The following is a 21935-nucleotide window of genomic DNA, read 5'->3' on the forward strand; positions in this document are numbered from 1 at the left end:
TATTGGAGAGAAAAGGAGCTGTGAACTATGGTCAACCAGGACGCTTCCCAGAAGTTTGTCAAGCAGGGGCTTACCTTTGACGACGTGCTGCTGATCCCCGCCGCCAGCGATGTGCTGCCCGCTGATGTGGATCTGCACACCAATCTGACAAAGAAAATCCGGCTGAATATCCCGCTTATCAGTTCCGCTATGGATACCGTCACCGAGTATCGCATGGCCATCGCCATCGCCCGGGAGGGCGGCATCGGCGTCATCCACAAGAACATGTCTATCAGCCAGCAGGCGGAGCAGGTGGATATGGTCAAGCGCAGCGAGAACGGCGTCATCACCAACCCCTTCTGGCTGGCTCCGGGCCACACCCTGGCGGAGGCCGACGAGCTGATGGCCAAGTACCGCATCTCCGGCGTGCCCATCTGTGACAACGGGAAGCTGATCGGCATCATCACCAACCGGGACATGAAGTTCGAGACCGACATGAACCAGCTCATCGACAACGTGATGACCAAGGAGAACCTGGTCACCGCCCCCGAGGGCATCACCTTGGAGGAGGCTAAGGAGATCCTGCGCCGCCACAAAATCGAGAAGCTGCCCCTGGTGGACAAGGATTTCCGCCTCAAGGGCCTGATCACCATCAAGGACATCGAGAAGGCGGAGGTGTACCCCAACTCCGCCCGTGACGAGAAGGGCCGCCTGCTGGTGGGTGCCGCCATCGGCGCCACCGCCGACGTGCTGGACCGGGTATCCGCTCTGGTGGAGGCCGGCGTGGATGTGCTGAACCTGGACTCTGCCCACGGGCACACCCAGAACGTGCTGGAGACCGTCAAGCGCATCAAGGCCCTCTACCCGGAGGTCCAGCTGATCGCTGGCAACGTGGCCACCGCCGAGGGCACCCGCGCCCTCATCGAGGCAGGCGCCGACTGTGTGAAAGTGGGCATCGGCCCCGGCTCCATCTGCACCACCCGCGTGGTGGCCGGCATCGGCGTGCCTCAGATCACCGCCATCTATGACGCCGCCTGCGTGGCCGCCCAGTATGGTGTGCCCATTATTGCTGACGGCGGCGTGAAGTTCTCTGGCGATATCGTAAAGGCCATCGCCGCTGGCGGCAGTGTGGTCATGATCGGCTCTCTGCTGGCGGGGTGCGAGGAGTCCCCCGGCGATACCGAGATCTATCAGGGCCGCCAGTTCAAGACCTACCGCGGCATGGGCTCCCTGGCCGCCATGAATCACGGCTCCAAGGACCGCTACTTCCAGGAGTCCAACAAGAAGCTGGTGCCCGAGGGCGTGGAGGGGCGCGTCCCCTATAAGGGCTCCACCAGCGACACCATCTATCAGCTGATGGGCGGCCTGCGGGCCGGCATGGGCTACACCGGCTGCCACAGCATCGCGGAGCTCCAGCAGAACGCCCAGTTCATGCAGATCACTGCCGCCGGCCTGCGGGAGTCCCACCCCCACGACATCTATATCACCAAGGAAGCTCCCAACTATACCATCAGTCCCGACTAATCGCAGAGCCCGGGCCGCAGCTGCGGCCCGGGCTTTTCCATTTCTATGATCCCCCTTGTCCTCCCGGAGCGGAGTGAGTCTGACCCAATGGGGAGCTATCCCTTTTTCCGTGTCAAGAAGATCCCGACGATCGCGGCGATCAGGATGATGGGGGCCGCTCTGACGAACAGCCATTCCAACCCGTGAAGGGCCACCCCGATTACAGCGGTCTCGGGATCGCTGTAATCCCAGCCTAAGTAAGGGCTGTTCAGGGCCGACAAGAAGGCGAAGATGGCCGCTGTGACCGCGCACAATGAGAGGAGGAGCCAATGCAGGATACGCCTCCTTGTGGTTTTTCTCTGCGCAAGCTGCAGGTTTATCACCTCCAGTTTTGCGGAGATGGCTTTCAGGGTATCAACGTCCGACGCCATGACAGTTTCTCCCAGCAAGGTGCTCACGGGGGTCTCAAGGGCTTCCGACAGAGAGATCAGCAGGTCAGAGTCGGGGACAGATATTCCTTGTTCCCATTTTGAGATCGTCTGCCGCACCACGTTCAGCTTGACAGCAAGCTCCTGCTGGGAAAGTCCTTTTGATGTTCGGATCGCTTTTATGTTTTCGTTGAGCATTTGGGATGGTCTCCTTCCATCTGTTCTCTGCCATAATTATATAGAGAGCGGCCCGTTGCCGCAAGCAACGTATGTTAACATTTCAGGAAAATGGCCATTTTTGTTCCATGATTTGAGGCTGGCCGCTGTTCATACGCAGAAAAAATGAGTTCGATCTCTGGATGCTTTGGAGCGTTTCATATACATGTAAATTTCCCTGCGCTTGGGAGAAAGAAGAAGGGGCGGAAGTCCATGAATAAGGAGGAGAAGAATATGGAGCGGTACACCCTGCGGGAAGGGGGGAGGGTCCTCTGCCCCACGGAGCGCCTGGAGGCGGCGCTGGAGCGGCTGGCGGCCTTTGAGGACCTGGCCTGTGGACTGGAGGAGGAGCAGCAGTCCATCTCCCGGCGTCTGGAGGAGCTGAGAGGACAGCGGAAGGAAAAGACCGTCCAGTTCCGGGAACTGCTGGCCCAAAAGCTGGTCAACAGCAGCCTGATCCAACTGCTGGAGCGGAAGGGACTGAAATGAGACCCAGCTGTCCGGCGGACGGGAGGGACAAGCGGGCCCCCGAAGAGAAATTACTTTCTCTCCGGGGGGCTTTGTGCTACAATGCGTATAGCTGAAAAACAGGCTGGAGAGGGGCGAGGACCGTGCTGAAGCTGATACTGGGCCGGGCGGGATCGGGGAAGACTACCGCCGTCTACCGCCGCATGTGCGGGGCGGGGGCGGAGCGCCCCCAGGTCCTGCTGGTGCCGGAGCAGAACTCCCACGAGGCAGAGCGGGCGCTGTGCAAGGTGGGGGGGAACGGAGTATCCCTGTATGCGGAGGTGCTCTCCTTCAGCCGCCTGGCCAACCGAGTCTTTCTGGCGGCCGGAGGGCTGGGAGAAGCGGAGCTGGACGCAGGCGGCCGCCTGCTGCTGATGCACCGGGCAGTGAAGTCGGTGGCGGCCCAGCTCACCGTGTGCGCCCGCTCAGCGGGGCGGGCCTCTTTCCTCCGCAGCCTGATCGCCACTGTAGACGAGCTGAAGAGCTGCCGGGTCTCCCCGGCAGACTTGGAGCGGGCGGGCTGTGAGGCGGAGGGACCGGAGGGAGAGAAGCTGCGGGACCTGTCCCTGATCTGCGGGGCTTACGATGCCCTCACTGCCCAGGTGGCCCTGGACCCCAGGGACCGGCTGACCCGGACGGCGGAGAAGCTGAAGGACTGCCCCTGGGCAGCGGGGAGGGACCTGTGGCTGGACGGCTTCACCGACTTTACTCCCCAGCAGATAGAGGTGCTCTCCCGCCTGCTGGAGCAGGCCCATTCGGTGACGGTTACCCTCACCTGTGACCATTTGGAGGAGGATGAGGGGGGGACCGGCATCTTCTCCCCCGCCCGCCGAACGGCCGCCCAGCTGCTGCGGGCGGCCCGGGAGCGCCGCGTCCCCAGCCAGGTGGAGCACCTGGCGGCGGAGGGAGGAGGACGGGCGGCGGATCTGGACTTCCTGGAAAAGGCCCTGTTCGCCCACGCTCCCGGCCTGGAGCGGGAGCCGGAGGGGGCAGTGGAGCTCTTTGCCGCCCGGACGCCCCGGGGAGAGGTGGAGTGGACTGCGGCCCGCATCCTGGAGCTGGTGCGGCGGGAGGGGCTCCGCTTCCGGGACATCGGGGTGGTAGCCCGGTCCTACAGGACCTATCAGGATTTGGTGGAGTCGGTGTTCGCCCGGTACGGGGTGCCGGTGTTCTCCTCCTCTATGAGTGAGATCCTGGATAAGCCCATCCTGGCTCTGGTGACCGGGGCGCTGGACACGGTGGCGGGGGGATATGTCTATGACGACGTGTTTCGCTATCTCAAGACCGGCCTCACCGACCTAGGGGAGGAGGACCGGGATCTGCTGGAGAACTATGTCTTGAAGTGGGACATCCGGGGGAGCCGGTGGACGCAGGAGAAGCCCTGGACCATGCACCCCAGGGGCTATGGCTTCCCCATGACGGAGGAGGACCAGGCCCTGTTGGAGCGGGTGGACCGGGCCCGGCGGCAGGTGGCGGCCCCGCTGGAGAGGCTGCGGAAAAATTCGGCCCGTACAGGACGGGGACAGGCTATGGCTCTCTACGGCTTTCTGGAGGAGATCGGCCTGCCCCGGCGGCTGGGAGAGCGGGTGGAGGAACTGCGCCGGCGGGGGGAGCCCGCGCTGGCCGAGGAGTATCGCCAGCTCTGGGAGATCCTGTGCGGCGGGCTGGAGCAGTGTGCCGCCCTCACCGGGGAGGTGCCTATGGAGCTGGAGGAGTTCTCCAGTCTGTTCCAGCTGGTGCTCTCTCAGTATGACGTGGGCACTATCCCGGTCTCCCTGGACCGGGTGACAGCGGGGGAGACCACCCGGCAGACCGGCCACCGGGTGAAGGTGCTCTTCCTGCTGGGGGCGGACGACAGCTCCATCCCCCAGGTGGGGGCGGAGCCCGGCCTGCTCTCCGACGACGACCGCACCCTGCTGGCCTCCTACGGCCTGGAGCTGAACCAGAGCGCGGAGGAGCGCCTCTACCGGGAGATGACCACCCTGTATCAGATCTGCGCCCTGCCCAGCCGGCGTCTGATTCTCACCTGGCCCGCCCAGGGGGCGGGGGGGGAGGAGCGGCGGTCCTGCTTCCTGGTGGGGCGGCTGAAGCTGCTCTTCCCCGGCCTTGCAGAGGTGCGGGAGGAGGGACTGGGGGACTCCTTCCGCATGGCGGCCCCCCTGCCCGCCTTGGAGCTGGCGGGGCGGAGCCCGGCAGTCCGGCGGGTGATGGGGTCCCTGCCGGAGTACGCCCCCCAGGTGGAGCGGCTGGAACGGGCCGGACGCTGGGAGCGGGGCAGGCTGACCCGGGGGGCGGTGGACCGGCTGTATGGACAGCGGGTACCCATGTCCGCCTCCCGGATGGACAAGTACAAGTCCTGCCACTTCTCCTACTTCATGCGCTACGGCCTCCAGGCGGAGCCCCGGAAGCCTGCCGGATTCACTGCGCCGGAGTACGGCACCTTCGTCCACTATGTGCTGGAGCATGTGCTCCAGAGCTGCCCCATCGGGGAGGAGAGCTGGGGGGAGGAGCTGCAAAAGCGGCTGAGAGCGGCGGTACGGGCGGCGGTGGACCGCTACACGGCAGAGGAACTGGGAGGGTTGGAGCACCAGAGCCAGCGCTTCCGCTATCTGTTCCGCCGCCTGCTGCGCTCCGTCCAGGCGGTGGTGGACAACGTGGCCCAGGAGCTGTGTGCCTCCCGATTCCGGCCCATTTCCTTTGAGCTGGGCTTTGGGAGCCGGGGGGAGCTGCCTCCGGTGGAGCTGACGGCGGAGGGAGTCACCATCAGCGTCTCCGGCTTCGTGGACCGGGTGGACGGCTGGGTGGAGAACGGGCGGCTCCACCTCCGGGTGGTGGACTACAAGACCGGCCGTAAAAGCTTTGACCTGACGGAGGTGTGGAACGGCCTGGGCCTCCAGATGCTTCTGTACCTCTTCGCACTGGAGGAGCGGGGAGAGGGGGTCTACGGACTGCCGGTAGAGGGGGCGGGGGTGCTTTACCTGCCTGCCCGGGACGCGGTGGTCCGGGGCAGCCGGACCATGAGCGAGGAGGAGCGGCAGAAGGCAGTGGACAAAGAGCTGGTCCGCCGGGGATTGGTCCTCTCCGATGGGGCGGTGCTGGAGGCCATGGAGCGGCCAGGGCCGGGGGGCTACCGCTTCCTGCCCCTGCGGGTGTCCAAAAGCACAGGGGAGATCACCGGCGAGGCCCTGGTGAGCGCCGAGCGGCTGGGGCGGCTGGAGAAGCACACCCGCAAAGTCCTGGAGGAGATCTGCCGGGAACTGGCGGCAGGCAACATCGCTGCCGATCCCTTCTGGCGGGGGCCTGAGAAGAATGCCTGCCGTTTCTGCGACTACGCCGCCGCCTGCCACTTTGAGGAGGGCAGAGGCGGGGACTGCCGGCGCTGGCTGCCGGGGGTCAAGGCCCAGGAGTTCTGGGAGAACGTAGAGCGGGAGACAGACTGAGAGAGGTGCAGCAGATGGAACATCGTTTTTATAAGCTGGAGATCTTTGTGCCGGAGGACTATTTCGCGGCTGTCCGTCAGGCCCTGTGGTCGGTGGACGCCGGGCATATCGGGGAGTATGACCGGTGCCTGAGCTGGAGCCGGGTGAACAGCTGCTGGAGGCCCCTGGAGGGGGCGGACCCCTTTGAGGGCATCCCTGGGGAGCTGTCCCAGGAACAGGAGCTGAAGATCGAGGTGTGCTGCCGGGGGGAGCGGCTGAGGGAGACCCTGGCGGCAGTGAAGGAGGCCCACCCCTATGAGGAGCCCGTGATCAACGTGCTGCCCCTGGTGGGCACAGGGCTGTGAGAGGAGAACTGTGATGGACATCAGGCTGTGCTGTGTAGAGGCGGGGGAGGGATTCCCGCTGGTGCTCCTCCACGGCAACGGGGAGGACCACACCTATTTCAAGCGGCAGATGGGACCCTTTTCCCAGCACTTCCGGGTCATCGCGGTGGACACCCGGGGCCATGGGGAGAGCCCCAGAGGGACTGCCCCCTTCACCCTGGAGCAGTTTGCGGAGGATCTGAAGGAGTTCCTGGACGGGAGGAGCATTACCCGATGCCACCTGCTGGGCTTCTCCGACGGGGGCAACATCGCTCTGCTGTTCGCCCTGAAATACCCGGAGTATGTGGAAAAGCTGATCCTCAATGGGGCGGACCTGTGCCCCTCCGGCGTGAAGCTGACCACCCAGCTGCCCATCGTGCTGGGCTGGGGAATGTGCCGGGTGCCAGCCCTGTTCAGCCGGAAGGCCAGGGCGAATTGGGAGATGCTGGACCTGATGGTGACCCAGCCCCACATCCCCACGGAGGCGCTTGCCCGGCTCCCTATGCCCGCCTTGGTGGTGGCAGGGGAGCGGGACATGATCCGGGAGGGCCATACCCGGGCCATCGCCGCCGCCATCCCGGACAGCCGGCTGGCCATCCTGCCCGGGGACCACTTCGTGGCTCGGCGGAACTGGCAGACCTTCAATCCCCTCGTGCTGGATTTCCTGCTGGACGGCGCACAGATCCCGTAGGAATTGGAAAGGAAAGACAGAGATGGATGATTGGTTCACGCTGGAGCGGATCGATGAGGATACGGACATCCTCAGTGAGTACCGCCACTGGGAGGAGACTCACTGCTACCTGCTGCGGGGAAGGGAGCGCAGCCTGCTCATCGATACCGGGCTGGGGATCTGCGACATCCGGCAGGCGGTGGACCGTCTGACGGATCGGCCAGTGGCGGCGGTAGCCACCCACATCCACTGGGACCACATCGGGGGCCACCGGTACTTTCCGGAGTTTTACGCCCACGAGGCAGAGCTGAATTGGCTGTCGGGCGGGTTCCCGCTGTCCGTGGAGGCCGTCCGGGCCATGGTGGCGGACCACTGTTGCCTGCCGGAAGACTTTGATGTGAGCCGGTACACCCTGTTCCAGGGGCATCCCGCCCGCGTGCTGCGGGACGGAGACCGCATCGAGCTGGGCGGGCGGACCTTGGAGGTGCTCCACACGCCGGGCCACTCTCCTGGCCACATGTGTTTTTGGGAGGCGGAGCGGGGCTATCTTTTTTCCGGAGATCTAGTCTATCGAGGCACCCTGTTCGCCTGCTACCCCTCTACCAACCCGGAGGAATACCTGAGTTCCCTGGAGCGGACCGCCTGCCTGCCGATGGAGCGCCTGCTCCCTGCCCACCACGCCCTGGACATCGGGCCGGAGCTCCTGGGCCGTGTGCGGGACGCTTTCCGCAGGCTGAAAGAGCAGGGAAAGCTCCGCCACGGCGGCGGCACCTTTGATTACGGGGACTGGGCGGTCCGGCTGTGACAGGAAAACCGGAAAAGCAGAACGATGAAAAAAGAAGGAATGGACCATGCAGCAGAACAAGAATATTTTGATCATCAACGACATGCCGGGATATGGAAAGGTCGCTTTGGCCGCCATGCTGCCGATTTTGTCCCACATGGGGCATAATATCTATAACCTCCCCACCGCCTTGGTGTCCAACACCCTGGATTATGGGAAGTTCACCATCTTGGATACCACCGACTATATGAAAAAGTCCATTGCCGTGTGGAAGGAGCTGGGCTTCTCCTTTGACTGCATCACCACGGGCTTTCTGGCCTCGGCGGAGCAGGTGGACATTATCCGCGCCTTCATCGAGAGCCAGAGGAAGGAGGACCTGTTGGTGATGACCGACCCCATCATGGGGGATGAAGGGAAGCTCTATAACGGCGTCACCGAGGAGACGGTGGAGAACATGCGCCGCCTCATCGGGGTGGCGGACGTGATCGTCCCCAATTTGACGGAGGCGGAGTTCCTGACAGAGCGGTACCGGGGGGCGGAGGCCCTCGACCGGCATCAGGCCCGGGAGGTGGTGGACGCCCTGCTGGCCTGCGGGCCCAGATCGGTGGTCATCACCAGCGGGCTGGAGGCGGAGACCGGCCGCCACGTGGTGTGGGGCTACTGTCACCGGCAGGGGCGGTACTTCACCCTGCCCTTCGACTTCATCCAGGTCCACTTTCCCGGCACTGGCGACGTGTTCTCTGCCGTCCTGGTAGGAGAGCTGCTGGCCGGGACCGGCCTGGAGCAGACGGCCCGGAAGGCCATGGATACGGTGGAGCGCCTGGTCTGTCTGGACCGCAACGAGGTGGAGAAGAACAAGGGTATCCGCATCGAGCGGTTTTTGAAGGAATTGGATCTCTGAGCCTCCAGAGGGCGGAAGAAAGGAAGAAAAGGGATATGTGGGCAGTTTTTGCGCTCCTGTCTGCGGTGTTCGCTGCGCTGACCGGGATATTGGCCAAGCTGGGGATGGAGGGCATCAACTCCAACCTGGCCACCGCCATCCGCACCGTGGTGGTGCTGGTGATGGCCTGGGCTATTGTGTTCCTGACAGGGAAGCAGCATGAGATCGGGGATATTTCCACCCGGAGCTGGGTGTTCCTCCTCCTGTCCGGCCTGGCCACCGGCCTGTCCTGGCTGTGCTATTTCCACGCCCTTCAGATCGGCCAGGCCAGCCGGGTCATCCCCATCGACAAGTTCAGCGTGGTCATCTCCATGGTGCTGGCCTTTGTGGTGCTGAGGGAGGCGGTGACCGTCCAGACCGTCATAGGCGGCCTGCTCATCACGGCAGGGACGCTGGTGTTGATCCTGTGAATGGAGCGGACAGAGAGAGGAGGACGCGCAGATGGCCTTTGCCTTGACAGAGGAACAGAGCAGAGCAGTCCATGACCGGGGGGGCGGACTGCTGGTGTCGGCTGCGGCGGGCTCGGGCAAGACCCGGGTGCTGGTGGAGCGGCTGCTGGACCAGGTGACCGGGGAGGGAGCGGATATCGACGACTTCCTGGTCATTACATATACCCGGGCGGCTGCGGCAGAGCTGCGGGCCCGGATTGCTCAGGAGCTGTCCGACCGGCTGGCGGAGCGGCCCAACGACCGGCACCTGCGGCGGCAGACCACGTTGGTCTACAAGGCCCAGATCTCTACGGTGCACGCCTTCTGTGCCGCTCTGCTGCGGGAGAGCGGCCACCAGATCGGGTTGGACCCGGACTTTCGGCTGTGCGACGAGGGGGAGGGCGCGGTCCTGATGGCCCGGGTGCTGGGGGAGACCCTGGACCGCCAGTACGAGGATCTGGACCCGGAGGGGGACTTTGCCGCCCTGGTGGACACCATGGCCGCCGGGCGGGACGACAGCCGCCTGGAGCAGATCGTGCTGGACGTGTTCGGCCGCATCCAGAGCCACCCGGACCCGGCGGGCTGGCTGGCAGACCAGAGCCGCCTGTGGGAGCTGGATGGGGTCACCGACGCGGGGGACACCCCCTGGGGGGCGCTGCTGCTGGCCGACGCCAGGCGGCAGGGGGAGCGCTGCCTGGAGCTGCTGCTCCGGGCGCTGGAACTCACCGGCCGGGACAGCGTGCTCAGCCAGAATTACGGCCCCAGTCTCTCCCAGTCCATCCAGGGGGTGCGGGCCCTGCTGGCGGCGGACAGCTGGGACGGCGTGTACCGGGCCCTGCCAGTGGAGTTCCCGGCGGCGGGGCGGAAAAAGGGCGTGGAGGACCTGGAGGCGGCGGAGCGGGTGAAGGGACTGCGCACCCGCTGCAAGAAGCAGATGGACAAGCTCTTTGAGGACCTGGGCGGGGACAGCGGGCAGCTGCTGGCCGACCTGGCCCTGGCCCGGCCCGCGGTGCGGGGCCTGATGGAGCTGACGGCCCGCTTTCAGGAGGACTACGCCCGGGAGAAGGCGCGCCGGGGCGTACTGGACTTTTCCGACCTGGAACATCTGGCCCTGCGGCTGCTCACCCAGGACGGGGACGGAGGGCCCGGCCCGCTGGCCCGGTACTGGAGCGGCCGGTTCGCCGAGGTGATGGTGGACGAGTATCAGGACACCAACCAGGTGCAGAACGCCATCTTCACTGCCGTGTCCGATGGGGGGCGGAAGCTGTTTATGGTGGGAGACGTGAAGCAGTCCATCTACCGCTTCCGGNGGTGCGGGGCCTGATGGAGCTGACGGCCCGCTTTCAGGAGGACTACGCCCGGGAGAAGGCGCGCCGGGGCGTACTGGACTTTTCCGACCTGGAACATCTGGCCCTGCGGCTGCTCACCCAGGACGGGGACGGAGGGCCCGGCCCGCTGGCCCGGTACTGGAGCGGCCGGTTCGCCGAGGTGATGGTGGACGAGTATCAGGACACCAACCAGGTGCAGAACGCCATCTTCACTGCCGTGTCCGATGGGGGGCGGAAGCTGTTTATGGTGGGAGACGTGAAGCAGTCCATCTACCGCTTCCGGCTGGCCGACCCCACCATCTTCCTGGACAAGTACCGCCGTTTCAAACCTTGGGACCAGGCGGCGGAGGGGGAGGAGCGGACAGTGGTGCTCACCCGCAACTTCCGTTCCCGGCCGGAGGTCCTGGAGGGGACCAACGACCTCTTTCGAAATATTATGTCAACTGAATTCGGGGAGCTGGACTACACCCAGGACCAGGCGCTGGCGCCGGGGGCCGCCTTCCCGCCGGAGGGAGACTGGCGGGTGGAGCTGGACCTGGAGGACCTGTCCTTCCTGGGGGACCAGGAGGAAGGGGAGCGGGCGGACAAAAATCTGCTGGAGGCCCGCTGGGCGGCCCGCCGTATCCGGGAGCTGCTGGACGGGGAGCTGATGCTGACGGAGGGGAGCGGGCAGCGGCGGGCGGAGCCCTCTGACGTGCTCCTTCTCCTGCGCTCCCCTGGGGCGGTGCTCCACCACTATATCCGGGCCCTCAACGAGGCGGGGCTGCCCTGGTCCGCCGAGGGCGGGGAGGACTTCTTTGCCTCCACCGAGATCAATGTGGCCCTGTCCCTTCTCCAGATCGTGGACAATCCCCGCCAGGATGTGGCGCTGATCGCGGCCCTGCGCTCCCCGGTGTACGGCTTTTCAGGAGATCAGCTGGCTCTGCTCCGGGCGGAGGGGGAGGGGGACTTCTATTCCGCTGTGGTTCAGGCCGCCGGCCGGGGGGACCAGGCGTGCCGGGATTTCCTGACGGAGCTGGAGGAGCTGCGCTTCGGGGCAGGGGACCGCACCTGCCGCCAGCTGATCTGGCACATCTATGAACGGACCAACCTGCTGGGCCTGTTCGGGGCCATGGACGGGGGGCAGGAGCGGCAGGGCCGCCTGCTCACCCTCTATGCCCTGGCGGGGCGTCTGGAGGAGGCGGGGTGCCGGTCTCTCTTCCAGTTCCTGCTGCGCCTGGAGCGGATGCGCCAGACCGGGGGACTGTCCCTGTCCGCCCCAGGCCGGGAGGGGGGCGGTGTGACCATCATGTCCATCCACCGCTCCAAGGGGTTGGAGAAACCGGTGGTGCTGCTGTGCGGCCTGTCCCGGCGGCTGAACCGGGACGACCTCCAGCGGCCTGTCCTCTTCCATCCGGTGCTGGGGGTGGGCCCCCGGGGCCTGGACCGGGAGCGGATGGTGGAGTATCCCACCCTGGCCCGCAAGGCGGTGGCCCGGAAGCTGGAGCGGGAGATGATGGCGGAGGAGCTGCGTCTGCTCTATGTGGCCATGACCCGGGCCAAAGAGAAGCTGATCCTCTCCATCCCGCTGCGGCGGGGAGCGGAGAAGCTGGAGAAGCTGGGGGAGGACCTGTCTGTTCCACCCTCCCCCATGGCGTTGGAGCGCCAGCAGAGCGTGGGCGGCTGGGTGCTGCTTCACGCCCTGGCCCGGCCCGAGGCGTCCGCCCTGCGGAGCATGGCGGGGCTGCCGGAGGTGTCCCCGGGGACTCTGGGGCCCGCCTGGGATATTCGATGGGTAGATGGGGCGGCACTGGCCCAGATTCCGGAGCAGAGGGGCCGCTTCGCGGATCTGCCCGGAGAGTCGGAGACGGAACCGGAGGGGCTGAGAGAGGCGCTGGCCTGGCACTATCCGTTCTCCCTTTCCTCCCAGACCCCCTCCAAGCTCACCGCCACCCAGCTCAAGGGGCGGAGCCTGGACCAGGAGACCCGGGAGGAGGCCGCCCCGGCGGCCCTTCCGCCCCAGCCGCTCTCCATCCTGCGGCCCCAGTTCGTGGCGGAGGAGCGGGGACTCACCCCGGCCCAGCGGGGCACAGCCCTGCACCTGGCCATGCAGTATCTCCCCCTGGACACGGACACCCCGGAGCGGGCAGCGGCGGAGCTGGAGCGCCTGGTGTCCGGCGGCTTCCTCACCCCCCAGCAGGGGGCGGCGGCCGATCCGGGACAGCTGTCCGCGTTCTTTAACTCGCCCCTGGGCAGGGAGATGGCGTCGGCCCCCGTGTGCCGCCGGGAATTCAAATTTTCCGTGCTGCTGCCGGCGGAGGAGTTCTGCCCCGGCCTGGAGCCGGGGGAGGAGGTGCTGCTCCAGGGCGTAGTGGACGCCTGGTTCGAGACTCTGGAGGGCATCACGGTGGTGGACTTCAAGAGCGACCGGGTCTCCCGGTCCGGGGCGGCGGCCCGGGGAGAGGAGTACCGCCCTCAGCTGGAGGCGTACAGCCGGGCCCTGGAGGAGATCACCGGAAAACAGGTGGTCCGAAAGGCGCTCTGGTTCTTCGAACCGGGGGAGCTGGTCCTTCTGTGAAAGGGCGACAAAAGGGCCGAGAAAAAAGTCAGGATAATTTTTTGAAAAAATAGTTGCTTTTGCGGGAGATCCATGCTATTATATCAGTTGCGTTTACAGATGATCCCTCCATGGAGAAAGAGGTGAAGATACAATGAAAGCAGGCATCCATCCCGATTATCAGCAGACCACCATCCGGTGCGCTTGCGGCAATGTGATCGAGACTGGCTCCACCAAGAAGGATATCCGCGTGGAAGTGTGTTCCAAGTGTCACCCCTTCTACACCGGTAAGCAGAAGATGGTGGACACCGGTGGTCGTGTCAGCCGCTTCAACAAGAAGTTCGGCCTGGACAAGTGAGATTGCGCCTCAAAAGCCGCACCGTGGATCGGTGCGGCTTTTTGTCGTATTTTGCTGTCGGCCCGGAGTATCCTCGCCCCAGGGAGGGGCATAAACTAACAGATGAGATCAAAAATGAGTTAGGAGGCTGTATCATGAAGAAGATCGACGTGAAGAGCTTGCAGGACAACGTATTTTCCCTCATCGGGGACCGGTGGATGCTCATCACCGCCGGCACGGCGGAGCGGTGCAACACCATGACCGCCAGCTGGGGCGGACTGGGCGTGCTGTGGGGCGCCCCGGCGGCCACCATTTACCTGCGGCCCCAGCGGTACACCAAGGAGTTCGTGGACCGGGAGGAGTATTTCACCCTGGCCTTTTTCGGGGAGGAGCAGCGCAAGGCCCTCACCCTGTGCGGCAGCAAGAGCGGCCGGGAGGTGGACAAGGTGAAGGAGTGCGGCTTCACCGTGGCCAAGGCCGAGTGCGGGGCCCCCTATTTTGAGGAGGCGGAGCTGGTGCTGGTCTGCCGCAAGCGCTATGCCCAGGAGATGGACCCCCAGGCCATCCCCCAGGATGCCAAGGACAGATTTTATCCTGAGAAGGACTACCATACCATGTATATCGGAGAGGTCGTGGAGGCGCTGAGGAAATAAGGGCCTCAGCGCCCGGACCGCCTCCTGACAGACGGGGAAAATCCCATTTTGGAGGATCTATGACAGAAAACAACACGGAAAAGAAAAACAGGGCGGTGCTGGTGGGCCTGTCCTCCCGCGTCCTGGCCCCGGAGGAGAACGCCGACGAGGCCTCTATGGAGGAGCTCTCCGCCCTGCTGGAGACAGCGGGGGGAGAGTGCGTGGGCGTGGTGACCCAGTCCAAGGACAGCCCGGACCCCCGCACCTTCATCGGGGAGGGCAAGGTGGCTGAGGTGAAGGAAGTGGCCCATGCCATGGACGCGGACATGGTGATCTTTGACAACGGCCTGTCTCCCTCCCAGCAGAGGGTCTTGTCAGAGGACCTGGGGGTGTCGGTGCTGGACCGCTCCGCCCTGATCCTGGACATCTTCGCCCAGCGGGCCCGCACCCGGGAGGGCCGGCTCCAGGTGGAGCTGGCCCAGTATAAGTATCTGCTCCCCCGCCTGATGGGCATGTGGACCCATCTGGAGCGGCAGGAGGGCGCCATCGGCACCCGCGGCCCCGGCGAGACCCAGCTGGAGAGCGACCGGCGGCACATCCGCCGCAAGATCTCCAAGCTGGAGGAGGAGCTGAAGGATGTGCGCCGGGTGCGGGCCACCCAGCGGGAGCGGCGCATCAAGAACGAGGTACCGGTGGTGGCCATTGTGGGCTATACCAATGCGGGCAAATCCACCCTGCTCAACCGGCTCACCGGGGCGGCCATCCCGGCCAATGACCGGCTGTTCGACACCCTGGACACCACCACCCGCACCCTGGAGATCTCCGACACCTGCACGGTGCTCATCTCCGACACGGTGGGCTTTATCCGCAAGCTGCCCCACCATCTGGTGGAGGCCTTCAAGGCCACCCTGGAGGAGCTGGAGTACGCCGACCTGCTGCTCCATGTGATCGATGCCTCCAACCCGGAGTGGCGGGACCAGACGGCGGTGGTGGAGGACCTGATCCGGGAGCTGGGGGCCGAACAGACCCCCCGCCTGGATGTTTTCAACAAATGCGACCGGTATCTGGGGGACATCCGGCCCCACGGGGAGGACATCGTCTCCATCTCCGCCAGGACCGGCGAGGGGGTGCCCGAACTGCTGGCCGCCATCGGCAGGCGGCTGGACAACGGCGCCCGCCGGGTGATCATCCATCTGCCCTACGACCAGGGCGGGCTGCTGGACAAGCTCTACCAGCAGGCCAAGGTGGAGTCGGTGGAGTACGGCGAGACCATCGATGTGGCGGCGGTCTGCACCCCCAAGGTGATCGGTCAGCTGGGCCCGCTGGTGGAGGGCTGGAGGCCACGTCGGGAGCCCTGGGAAGACTGAAAGCCCCATCTCAGAAAAGAAAGGGAAAGGACCATGGACGTGATGCTCAGACCCTGGCGCCCGGAGGACGCCCCCTCTATCGCCCGGCATGCCGATGACCCCCAGGTGGCCGCCAACCTGCGGGATGTGTTCCCCTGCCCCTACCAACTGTCAGACGCGGAGGAGTTCATCCGCCTGTGCAGGGCGGCGGAGCCGGAGCAGGCCATATTCCGGGCCATCGTGGTGGATGGACAGGCCGTGGGCAGCGTGGCCCTCACCCGGGGCACGGATGTCTGCCGCCGGTCGGCCGAGCTGGGCTACTGGCTGGGCCGGGCCTTCTGGGGCCGGGGCATCATGACCAAGGCGGTGGAGGAGATGTGCCGGACGGGCTTTGAGGCGTGGGACATCGTGCGCATCTACGCGGAGCCCTTCGCCCACAACGCCGGCTCCCGCCGAGTGCTGGAGAAGGCGGGCTTCGCTCTGGAGGGCGTCATGCGCTGCGGCATATGGAAAAACGGCCGGCTGCGGGACTACTGCATGTACGCCCTGCTGCGGCCGGAGACCCCGTAGGACTGCCACAGGCGGCGGAGGGCGCCGGCGTCCTGCTCCAGGCTGTCCCCCAGCCGCTGGAGGAGGTTTTCGGAGATTTCCCGGGAAACCTGCTCCGGGCGGCAGGAGAGACCGTCCATATAGTCCAGCAGAAGGGAGAGCAGCAGCGTGTCCTCTGTGATGCGGGTGACCGTGTCGTTCAGATGGTCCAGCAGATCGAGCTCGTGTTCCATAGATGATTACCTCCTTCTGATATAGAGCTTAAAGCTATTATAGCGAACAGCTCTTGCTCGGTCAAGAGCTAAAAGCTATAATTTTCAAAACAATAGCTATGAGCTATAATAGAGAAGAAGGTGAGAACGATGGAAGATTATCGGGCAATTTTGAAAAGGAACCGAGAGAAGCAGGGATTAAGTCAAAACAAGCTGGCAAAACGGCTGGGCGTGACACAGACATTTATCAGTGAAATAGAGCGGGGAAGAAAAAATCCATCGTTGGAACAGTTTTTCCGGATCTGCAAGGAATTGCAGATCAAAGTCTTTCCTGACGAGCCCTAAGGGGCGCCGCGGCCCCGGTCCCTGCGCAGGGACGCACACTGTGCGCCCGCCGTCCGTGAGGATGCGGCCCGATGCGGGCATCGGGCCCTGCTGGGTGCGTGCTTCTCCCTGTCTTTGTGTAGGGGGTGGGGCTTGCCCCCGCCCGCCGGTCCCAGGTCTGCGATGTGCCGCAGGAGTGATTTCCAGACCTGCCCGGGCTATTGAATCGCTCTGGCGGAAGAACGCCCCCTCATCCGTCACGGCTTCGCCGTGCCACCTTCCCCCCCGGAGGAGGGGAAGGCTTTTCGGGCGGCTGGAGGCCGCCCCTACATGATATTTTCGGCCTTTGCGCAGGGGCGCGCAATGTGCGCCCGCCGGTTTCCCACCAGCCGCCCCTATTGTGCCAATCTAGGCGCGCCCCGCGAGTATTCCCCAAAACGTGCAAAGGCAGGTGACCCCATGACAGAGTATTACATCCCCACCCAGGCCGGTGAGGCGGAGCTGGTCGAGAAGCGCTCCCGCTTCATCGGCCATGTCTGGCGTGTGGAGAGCGAGGAGGAGGCCCGTGCCCGCATCGAGGAGATGAAAAAGCGGTACTACGACGCCCGGCACAACTGCTGGTGCTACCTGCTGCGGGAGGGGCCGGTGCGCTACTCGGACGACGGGGAGCCCCAGGGGACGGCGGGCCAGCCCATGCTCAACGTGTTCCAGCGGGAGGAGGTCACCAACGTCTGCTGTGTGGTCACCCGGTATTTTGGGGGCATCCTTCTGGGGGCGGGGGGGCTGGTCCGGGCTTATACTCAAAGCGCCAAGGATGCCCTGGACGCCGCCGGCATCTCGGTGGTGCGCCGCTGGGTGGAGACGCTGGTGCCCTGTCCATACAGCCTTTTGGAGCTCCTGAAGTCGGAGACCGCCGCCTGGGGCGGCGTGATCCCGGAGACGGAGTACGGGGCTGATGTGACCCTCACTGTCTTGCTGCCGGAGGAGAAGGCGGAGGCATATCTGGCACACATCCTGGACATGACCGCCGGGACGGTGGAGGGCATCGCCACCGGGGAGCGGTTCCAGGACGTGCCTTGGCGGCCCGCCGGAGGGGCCGGCGGACCCGGATAAAAAATTTTTTGAAAAATTTTGATTTTTTAGAAGGAAAATGGGGAGCGGCCTCGTATAAGATAAAGTGTACGGAACTGTACGACCTCACATGCACCCCGGCGGGGTGGGACAGGAGGGACCATGACGCTGAGAGAGCAGACTGAACAGAGGGAGCGGGAGACACTGTCCTCCCGCGCCTGCCTGGCGGAGCAGACCCGGGGCCGGGCGCGGCCGGAGGAGCCCTGCGGCGTGCGCACCTGCTTCCAGGTGGACACAGACCGCATCGTCTACTGCAAGTCCTTCCGGCGGCTGAAGCACAAGACCCAGGTGTTCCTCCAGCCGGAGGGGGACCACTACCGTACCCGGATGACCCACACCCTGGAGGTCAGCCGCATTGCCCGGACCATCGCCCGGGGGCTGGCGCTGAACGAGGACCTGACCGAGGCCATCGCCCTGGGCCACGATTTGGGCCACACCCCCTTCGGCCACGCGGGAGAGCGGCTGCTCAACTCCATCGTGCCCGGCGGCTTCGCCCACTTCCGGCAGTCCCTGCGGGTGGTGGAGCGGCTGGAGAAGGAGGGAGCCGGACTGAACCTGACCTGGGAAGTGCGCAACGGCATCGAGCGCCATACCGGCGGGGAGGACGCCGCCACCCTGGAGGGGCAGGTGGTCCGTCTGGCCGACAAGATTGCCTACATCAACCACGACATCGAGGATGCCCTGCGGGGCGGAGTGATCTACCCCATCGACATCCCGCTGGAGGTGTCCCAGGTGCTGGGCTTTACCCACGGGGAGCGGATCAACGCCCTGGTGGTGGACGCCATCTCCGCCAGCCGGGGGCAGGACCGCATCTGTCAGTCCCCCCAGGTGGGGGAGGCCATGGCGGTGCTGAAGGAGTTCATGTTCGCCAATGTCTACACCAACCCCATCGCAAAGGGGGAGGAGAGCAAGGCCCAGGACATGCTGAAGATGCTCTTCGGGTATTACCAGAAAAACCCCGATGAGCTGCCCGCCGACTTCCAGGCGATCCGCCTGGAGGAGGGGGTGGACCGGGCGGTGTGCGACTATATCGCAGGGATGACCGACCCCTTCGCGGTGAGCGAGTACACCCGGCTGTTCATCCCCATGGGATGGGGCGTGAAGTAGGCCTTTTTCCCCGAATAGGGATAAAGAGCCGGGATTCGGGCCATCAATAGCGGAAGGGGGAGAAAAATGCCCATACCGGAGCGGTTTTTGGACGAGCTGATCGCCCGGACTGACATCGTGGACCTGGTGGGCGAGTATGTGCGCCTGACCAAAAAGGGCCGCAACTACTGGGGACTGTGCCCCTTCCACTCAGAAAAGACCCCCTCCTTTTCCGTCTCCCCGGACAAGCAGATCTTCAAGTGCTTCGGCTGCGGGAAGGGCGGCGGGGCCATCAACTTCATCATGGAGCTGGACAGCCTGCCCTTCCGGGACGCGGTGGGAGTGCTGGCCAAGCGGGTGAACCTGGAGGTGCCGGACACCGGCGGCTTCAGCGCCGGCATGAAGGAGCGGCGGGAAAAGCTGCTGACCATCAACAAGGCGGCGGCCCGGGTGTTCCACAAGTGGCTGTACGCCCCGGAGGGGGCGGCGGGGCTGGCCTACCTTCAGAGGCGCGGGCTGAGCCGGGGGACCCTGACCCGGTTCGGACTGGGCTTCGCCCCCGACCGCTGGGACGGTCTGCTGACGGCCCTGGCGGAGCAGGGGTGGGACAAGGCCGACCTGCTGGACGCCGGGCTGGCGGTGAGCAACAAGGACGGCCGCATCTATGACCGCTTCCGAAACCGGGTCATGTTCCCTATCATCGACATCCGGGGGGACGTGATCGGCTTCGGCGGCCGGGTGATGGATGACTCCACCCCCAAGTACCTCAACTCGCCGGACACGCCGGTGTACAACAAGAGCCGCAATGTATTTGCCCTGAACATCGCCAAGAAGTCCAGGGCGGGGCGGGTGATCCTGACGGAGGGGTATATGGACACCATCTCCCTCCACCAGGCGGGCTTTGACAGCGCGGTGGCCTCCCTGGGCACCTCTCTGACCGCGGAGCACGCCCAGCTGCTGGCCCGCTACTTCAAGGACGCGGTCATCGCCTACGACGGCGACGGGGCGGGGGTGTCCGCCGCCCAGCGGGCCATCCCCCTGCTGGAGCGGGCGGGGCTGAATGTGAAGGTCCTCCGGGTGAAGGGGGCAAAGGACCCGGACGAGTTCATCAAGAAATACGGGCCCGAGGCCTTCGCCCGTCTGCTGGACAAGAGCGAGAACCACATCGACTACCGGCTGGAGCAGCTGCGGGGCCGGTATGACCTGAGCGACGACAGCCAGCGGGTGGAGTTTCTGCGGGAGGCCACCGGGGTGATCGCCTCCCTGCACAGCGCGGTGGAGCGGGAGATCTATGGGGGCCATGCGGCCCAGATGGCGGGCATCTCCGCCGAGGCCATGGCCCAGGAGGTCAAAAAGGAGCTCCGCCGCCGCATCCAGAAGGAAAAAAAGCAGCAGGAGCGGCGGGACCTGTCCCCCGCCATCCAGCTCCAGCCCAAGGCCAGGGGGATGCGCTACGACAACATCCGCTCCGCCCGGGCGGAGGAGGGGGTGCTGCGCCTGATCCTGCTGGACAGCTCCCTGCTGGAGGAGACGGAGGGCCTGACGGGTTCGGAGTTCTCCTCTCCGCTGCTGGGGCGGATCTTTGACCTGCTGCGCAGCCGTGCGGCAGAGGGACTGAGCACCCAGCTGCCCGCCCTGGCCGGAGCGCTGGAGCCGGAGGAGATGGCCCACCTGGCCTGGGTGGCCGAGCAGCCGGAAAATCTGGCCAACAGCCGCAGAGCCCTGGCCGACTACATCGCCCTCATCCGGGAGGAGGGGCTGCGCCGCAGCGGGACAGATGAGGAAGCTCTGCTGAGGGCGGCGCAAAAGAGATATCAGGAAACAAAAGCATATATGGAGGAGAAGCCATGAGCACCAAGAAGACAGAGACTTCCGCCGCTGTGGAAGAGAAGAAGAGCAAGACCGACATCGAGACCCGCATGGAAGCGGGCAAGGTGGAGGTCATGAAGGTGGTGGGAGGCATCCCAGGTGCGGAAAAGCTGGCCGAACTGATCGAGCGGGGCAAGAAGAAGGGCAATCTGTCGGCCGCCGAGCTGATGGACGTGCTGGAGGACATGGATCTGGAGTCCGAGCAGATGGACAAGATCTATGATACTCTGGAGAACCTAGGCATCGACACAGTGGGGGAGGACTACATCCCCGAGCTGCCCGACGACGTGGAGCCCACCATTGAGGCCATCGAAGAGCTGCCTGAGGAAGAGATCGTGGACCCCAACACCATGGTGGACGCCTTCGGCACCGACGACCCGGTGCGGATGTATCTGAAGGAGATCGGCAAGGTCAACCTGCTCACCTCCGATGAGGAGATCGACCTGGCCCAGGCCATGGGGGCGGGCGCCGAGGCAAAGGAGCAGATGGAGGAGCTGGAGAGCTCCGGAGAGGAGATCCCCGCCGAGGTCCGCACCGAGCTGGAGAAAGCCATCAAAAAGGGCGAGCGGGCCAAGCAGCGGCTGGCAGAGGCCAACCTGCGCCTGGTGGTCTCCATTGCCAAGCGGTATGTGGGCCGGGGGATGCAGTTCCTGGACCTGATCCAGGAGGGCAACCTGGGCCTGATCAAGGCGGTGGAGAAGTTCGACTACACCAAGGGGTACAAGTTCTCCACTTACGCCACATGGTGGATCCGTCAGGCCATCACCCGGGCGATCGCTGACCAGGCCCGCACCATCCGCATCCCGGTGCACATGGTGGAGACCATCAACAAGGTGATCCGGGTCTCACGCCAGCTGCTCCAGGAGCTGGGCCACGACCCCACGCCGGAGGAGATCGCCGACGAGATGAACATGCCGGTGGACCGGGTGCGGGAGATCCTGAAGATCGCCCAGGAGCCTGTCTCTCTGGAGACCCCCATCGGGGAGGAGGAGGACAGCCACCTGGGGGACTTCATCCCCGACGAGGATGCCAGCGAGCCCGCCGAGGCCGCCTCCTTCACCCTGCTGAAGGAGCAGCTGGTGGATGTGCTCTCCACCCTGACCCCCCGGGAGGAGAAGGTGCTCAAGCTGCGCTTCGGCATCGAGGACGGACGGACCCGTACCTTGGAAGAGGTGGGAAAGGAGTTCAACGTCACCCGGGAGCGCATCCGCCAGATCGAGGCCAAGGCCCTCAGAAAGCTGCGTCATCCTTCTCGTTCCAAGAAACTAAAAGACTTTTTGAACTGATCCGGGGATCGTTTTGCTGAGTGTTCCGGGGCGCAGCTTTCC

Annotated in this window: 21 protein-coding genes; 19 read left to right on the forward strand and 2 right to left on the reverse strand. The window is 64.9% G+C overall.

Features of this window, described 5'->3' with window-relative positions:
- The first annotated feature begins 27 nt into the window (after window positions 1-27).
- Window positions 28-1503, forward strand: coding sequence for an IMP dehydrogenase (guaB, locus tag BN1969_RS07665; protein WP_050623761.1), 1476 nt, complete (start codon window positions 28-30; stop codon window positions 1501-1503).
- A 95-nt stretch (window positions 1504-1598) separates the two neighbouring features.
- Here guaB and BN1969_RS07670 read toward each other — a convergent pair whose 3' ends face one another.
- On the reverse strand, window positions 1599-2108 hold the full coding sequence (locus BN1969_RS07670; RefSeq protein ID WP_050623762.1) for a helix-turn-helix domain-containing protein: 510 nt from the start codon (window positions 2106-2108) through the stop codon (window positions 1599-1601).
- 231 nt (window positions 2109-2339) lie between these two features.
- On the opposite strand from BN1969_RS07670, the gene BN1969_RS07675 reads away from it, so the two are divergent.
- The 13 genes from BN1969_RS07675 (at window position 2340) to BN1969_RS07735 (ending at window position 16006) form a co-directional block, all read left to right on the forward strand.
- Window positions 2340-2615, forward strand: coding sequence for a hypothetical protein (locus tag BN1969_RS07675; RefSeq protein ID WP_050623763.1), 276 nt, complete (start codon window positions 2340-2342; stop codon window positions 2613-2615).
- 122 nt (window positions 2616-2737) lie between these two features.
- Window positions 2738-6073, forward strand: coding sequence for a PD-(D/E)XK nuclease family protein (locus tag BN1969_RS18870; protein WP_050623764.1), 3336 nt, complete (start codon window positions 2738-2740; stop codon window positions 6071-6073).
- A gap of 14 nt (window positions 6074-6087) precedes the next feature.
- Complete coding sequence (locus tag BN1969_RS07685; protein WP_050623765.1) at window positions 6088-6417, forward strand: YqfO family protein; 330 nt, start codon at window positions 6088-6090, stop codon at window positions 6415-6417.
- 13 nt (window positions 6418-6430) lie between these two features.
- Window positions 6431-7126 carry an alpha/beta fold hydrolase gene (locus BN1969_RS07690; protein ID WP_050623766.1) on the forward strand — a complete coding sequence of 232 codons (696 nt, stop codon included), beginning with the start codon at window positions 6431-6433 and terminating at the stop codon, window positions 7124-7126.
- A gap of 22 nt (window positions 7127-7148) precedes the next feature.
- The gene (locus tag BN1969_RS07695; protein ID WP_050623767.1) at window positions 7149-7910 is read left to right on the forward strand and encodes an MBL fold metallo-hydrolase; all 762 of its coding nucleotides are present in this window, start codon (window positions 7149-7151) and stop codon (window positions 7908-7910) included.
- A 46-nt stretch (window positions 7911-7956) separates the two neighbouring features.
- Window positions 7957-8790 (forward strand): pyridoxamine kinase, encoded by an 834-nt coding sequence (locus tag BN1969_RS07700; RefSeq protein ID WP_050623768.1) that lies wholly within the window; start codon window positions 7957-7959, stop codon window positions 8788-8790.
- A gap of 35 nt (window positions 8791-8825) precedes the next feature.
- Window positions 8826-9239 (forward strand): EamA family transporter, encoded by a 414-nt coding sequence (locus BN1969_RS07705; protein ID WP_050623769.1) that lies wholly within the window; start codon window positions 8826-8828, stop codon window positions 9237-9239.
- Window positions 9240-9270: 31 nt separating this feature from the next.
- Window positions 9271-10581 (forward strand): UvrD-helicase domain-containing protein, encoded by a 1311-nt coding sequence (locus BN1969_RS07710; protein ID WP_050623770.1) that lies wholly within the window; start codon window positions 9271-9273, stop codon window positions 10579-10581.
- Window positions 10581-13142: a UvrD-helicase domain-containing protein gene (locus BN1969_RS07715; RefSeq protein WP_082203660.1), complete on the forward strand. Its 2562-nt coding sequence runs from the start codon at window positions 10581-10583 to the stop codon at window positions 13140-13142. Before BN1969_RS07710 ends, BN1969_RS07715 begins: the two co-directional genes overlap by 1 nt.
- Before the next feature lie 133 nt (window positions 13143-13275).
- Window positions 13276-13479, forward strand: a complete 204-nt coding sequence (gene rpmE / locus BN1969_RS07720) for a 50S ribosomal protein L31 (protein WP_050623772.1) — start codon at window positions 13276-13278, stop codon at window positions 13477-13479.
- A 134-nt stretch (window positions 13480-13613) separates the two neighbouring features.
- Window positions 13614-14111, forward strand: coding sequence for a flavin reductase family protein (locus BN1969_RS07725; RefSeq protein WP_050623773.1), 498 nt, complete (start codon window positions 13614-13616; stop codon window positions 14109-14111).
- 59 nt (window positions 14112-14170) lie between these two features.
- On the forward strand, window positions 14171-15457 hold the full coding sequence (gene hflX, locus BN1969_RS07730) for a GTPase HflX (protein ID WP_050623774.1): 1287 nt from the start codon (window positions 14171-14173) through the stop codon (window positions 15455-15457).
- Between the two features lie 42 nt (window positions 15458-15499).
- A complete protein-coding gene (locus BN1969_RS07735; RefSeq protein WP_242850297.1) occupies window positions 15500-16006 on the forward strand; it encodes a GNAT family N-acetyltransferase in 507 nt (168 codons plus the stop codon).
- On the opposite strand, the gene BN1969_RS07740 is transcribed toward BN1969_RS07735, so the two are convergent.
- Window positions 15967-16218, reverse strand: coding sequence for a hypothetical protein (locus BN1969_RS07740; RefSeq protein ID WP_050623776.1), 252 nt, complete (start codon window positions 16216-16218; stop codon window positions 15967-15969). The genes BN1969_RS07735 and BN1969_RS07740 overlap by 40 nt on opposite strands.
- Before the next feature lie 129 nt (window positions 16219-16347).
- Between BN1969_RS07740 and BN1969_RS07745 the strand changes: the two genes are divergently transcribed.
- From BN1969_RS07745 to rpoD, 5 genes are all read left to right on the forward strand, one after another.
- Window positions 16348-16542, forward strand: coding sequence for a type II toxin-antitoxin system RelB family anti-toxin (locus tag BN1969_RS07745; protein WP_050623777.1), 195 nt, complete (start codon window positions 16348-16350; stop codon window positions 16540-16542).
- Between the two features lie 438 nt (window positions 16543-16980).
- Entirely contained in the window at window positions 16981-17634 is a 654-nt protein-coding gene (locus BN1969_RS07750) for an IMPACT family protein (protein WP_050623778.1), read from the forward strand.
- A gap of 120 nt (window positions 17635-17754) precedes the next feature.
- Window positions 17755-18759 carry a deoxyguanosinetriphosphate triphosphohydrolase gene (locus BN1969_RS07755; RefSeq protein ID WP_050623779.1) on the forward strand — a complete coding sequence of 335 codons (1005 nt, stop codon included), beginning with the start codon at window positions 17755-17757 and terminating at the stop codon, window positions 18757-18759.
- 66 nt (window positions 18760-18825) lie between these two features.
- Complete coding sequence (dnaG, locus tag BN1969_RS07760) at window positions 18826-20589, forward strand: DNA primase (protein WP_050623780.1); 1764 nt, start codon at window positions 18826-18828, stop codon at window positions 20587-20589.
- 92 nt (window positions 20590-20681) lie between these two features.
- Window positions 20682-21893 carry an RNA polymerase sigma factor RpoD gene (rpoD, locus tag BN1969_RS07765; protein ID WP_077138818.1) on the forward strand — a complete coding sequence of 404 codons (1212 nt, stop codon included), beginning with the start codon at window positions 20682-20684 and terminating at the stop codon, window positions 21891-21893.
- The last annotated feature ends 42 nt before the right edge of the window (window positions 21894-21935 follow it).

This window comes from Clostridium phoceensis (assembly GCF_001244495.1).
Classification (GTDB): Bacteria; Bacillota; Clostridia; order Oscillospirales; family Oscillospiraceae; genus Lawsonibacter; species Lawsonibacter asaccharolyticus.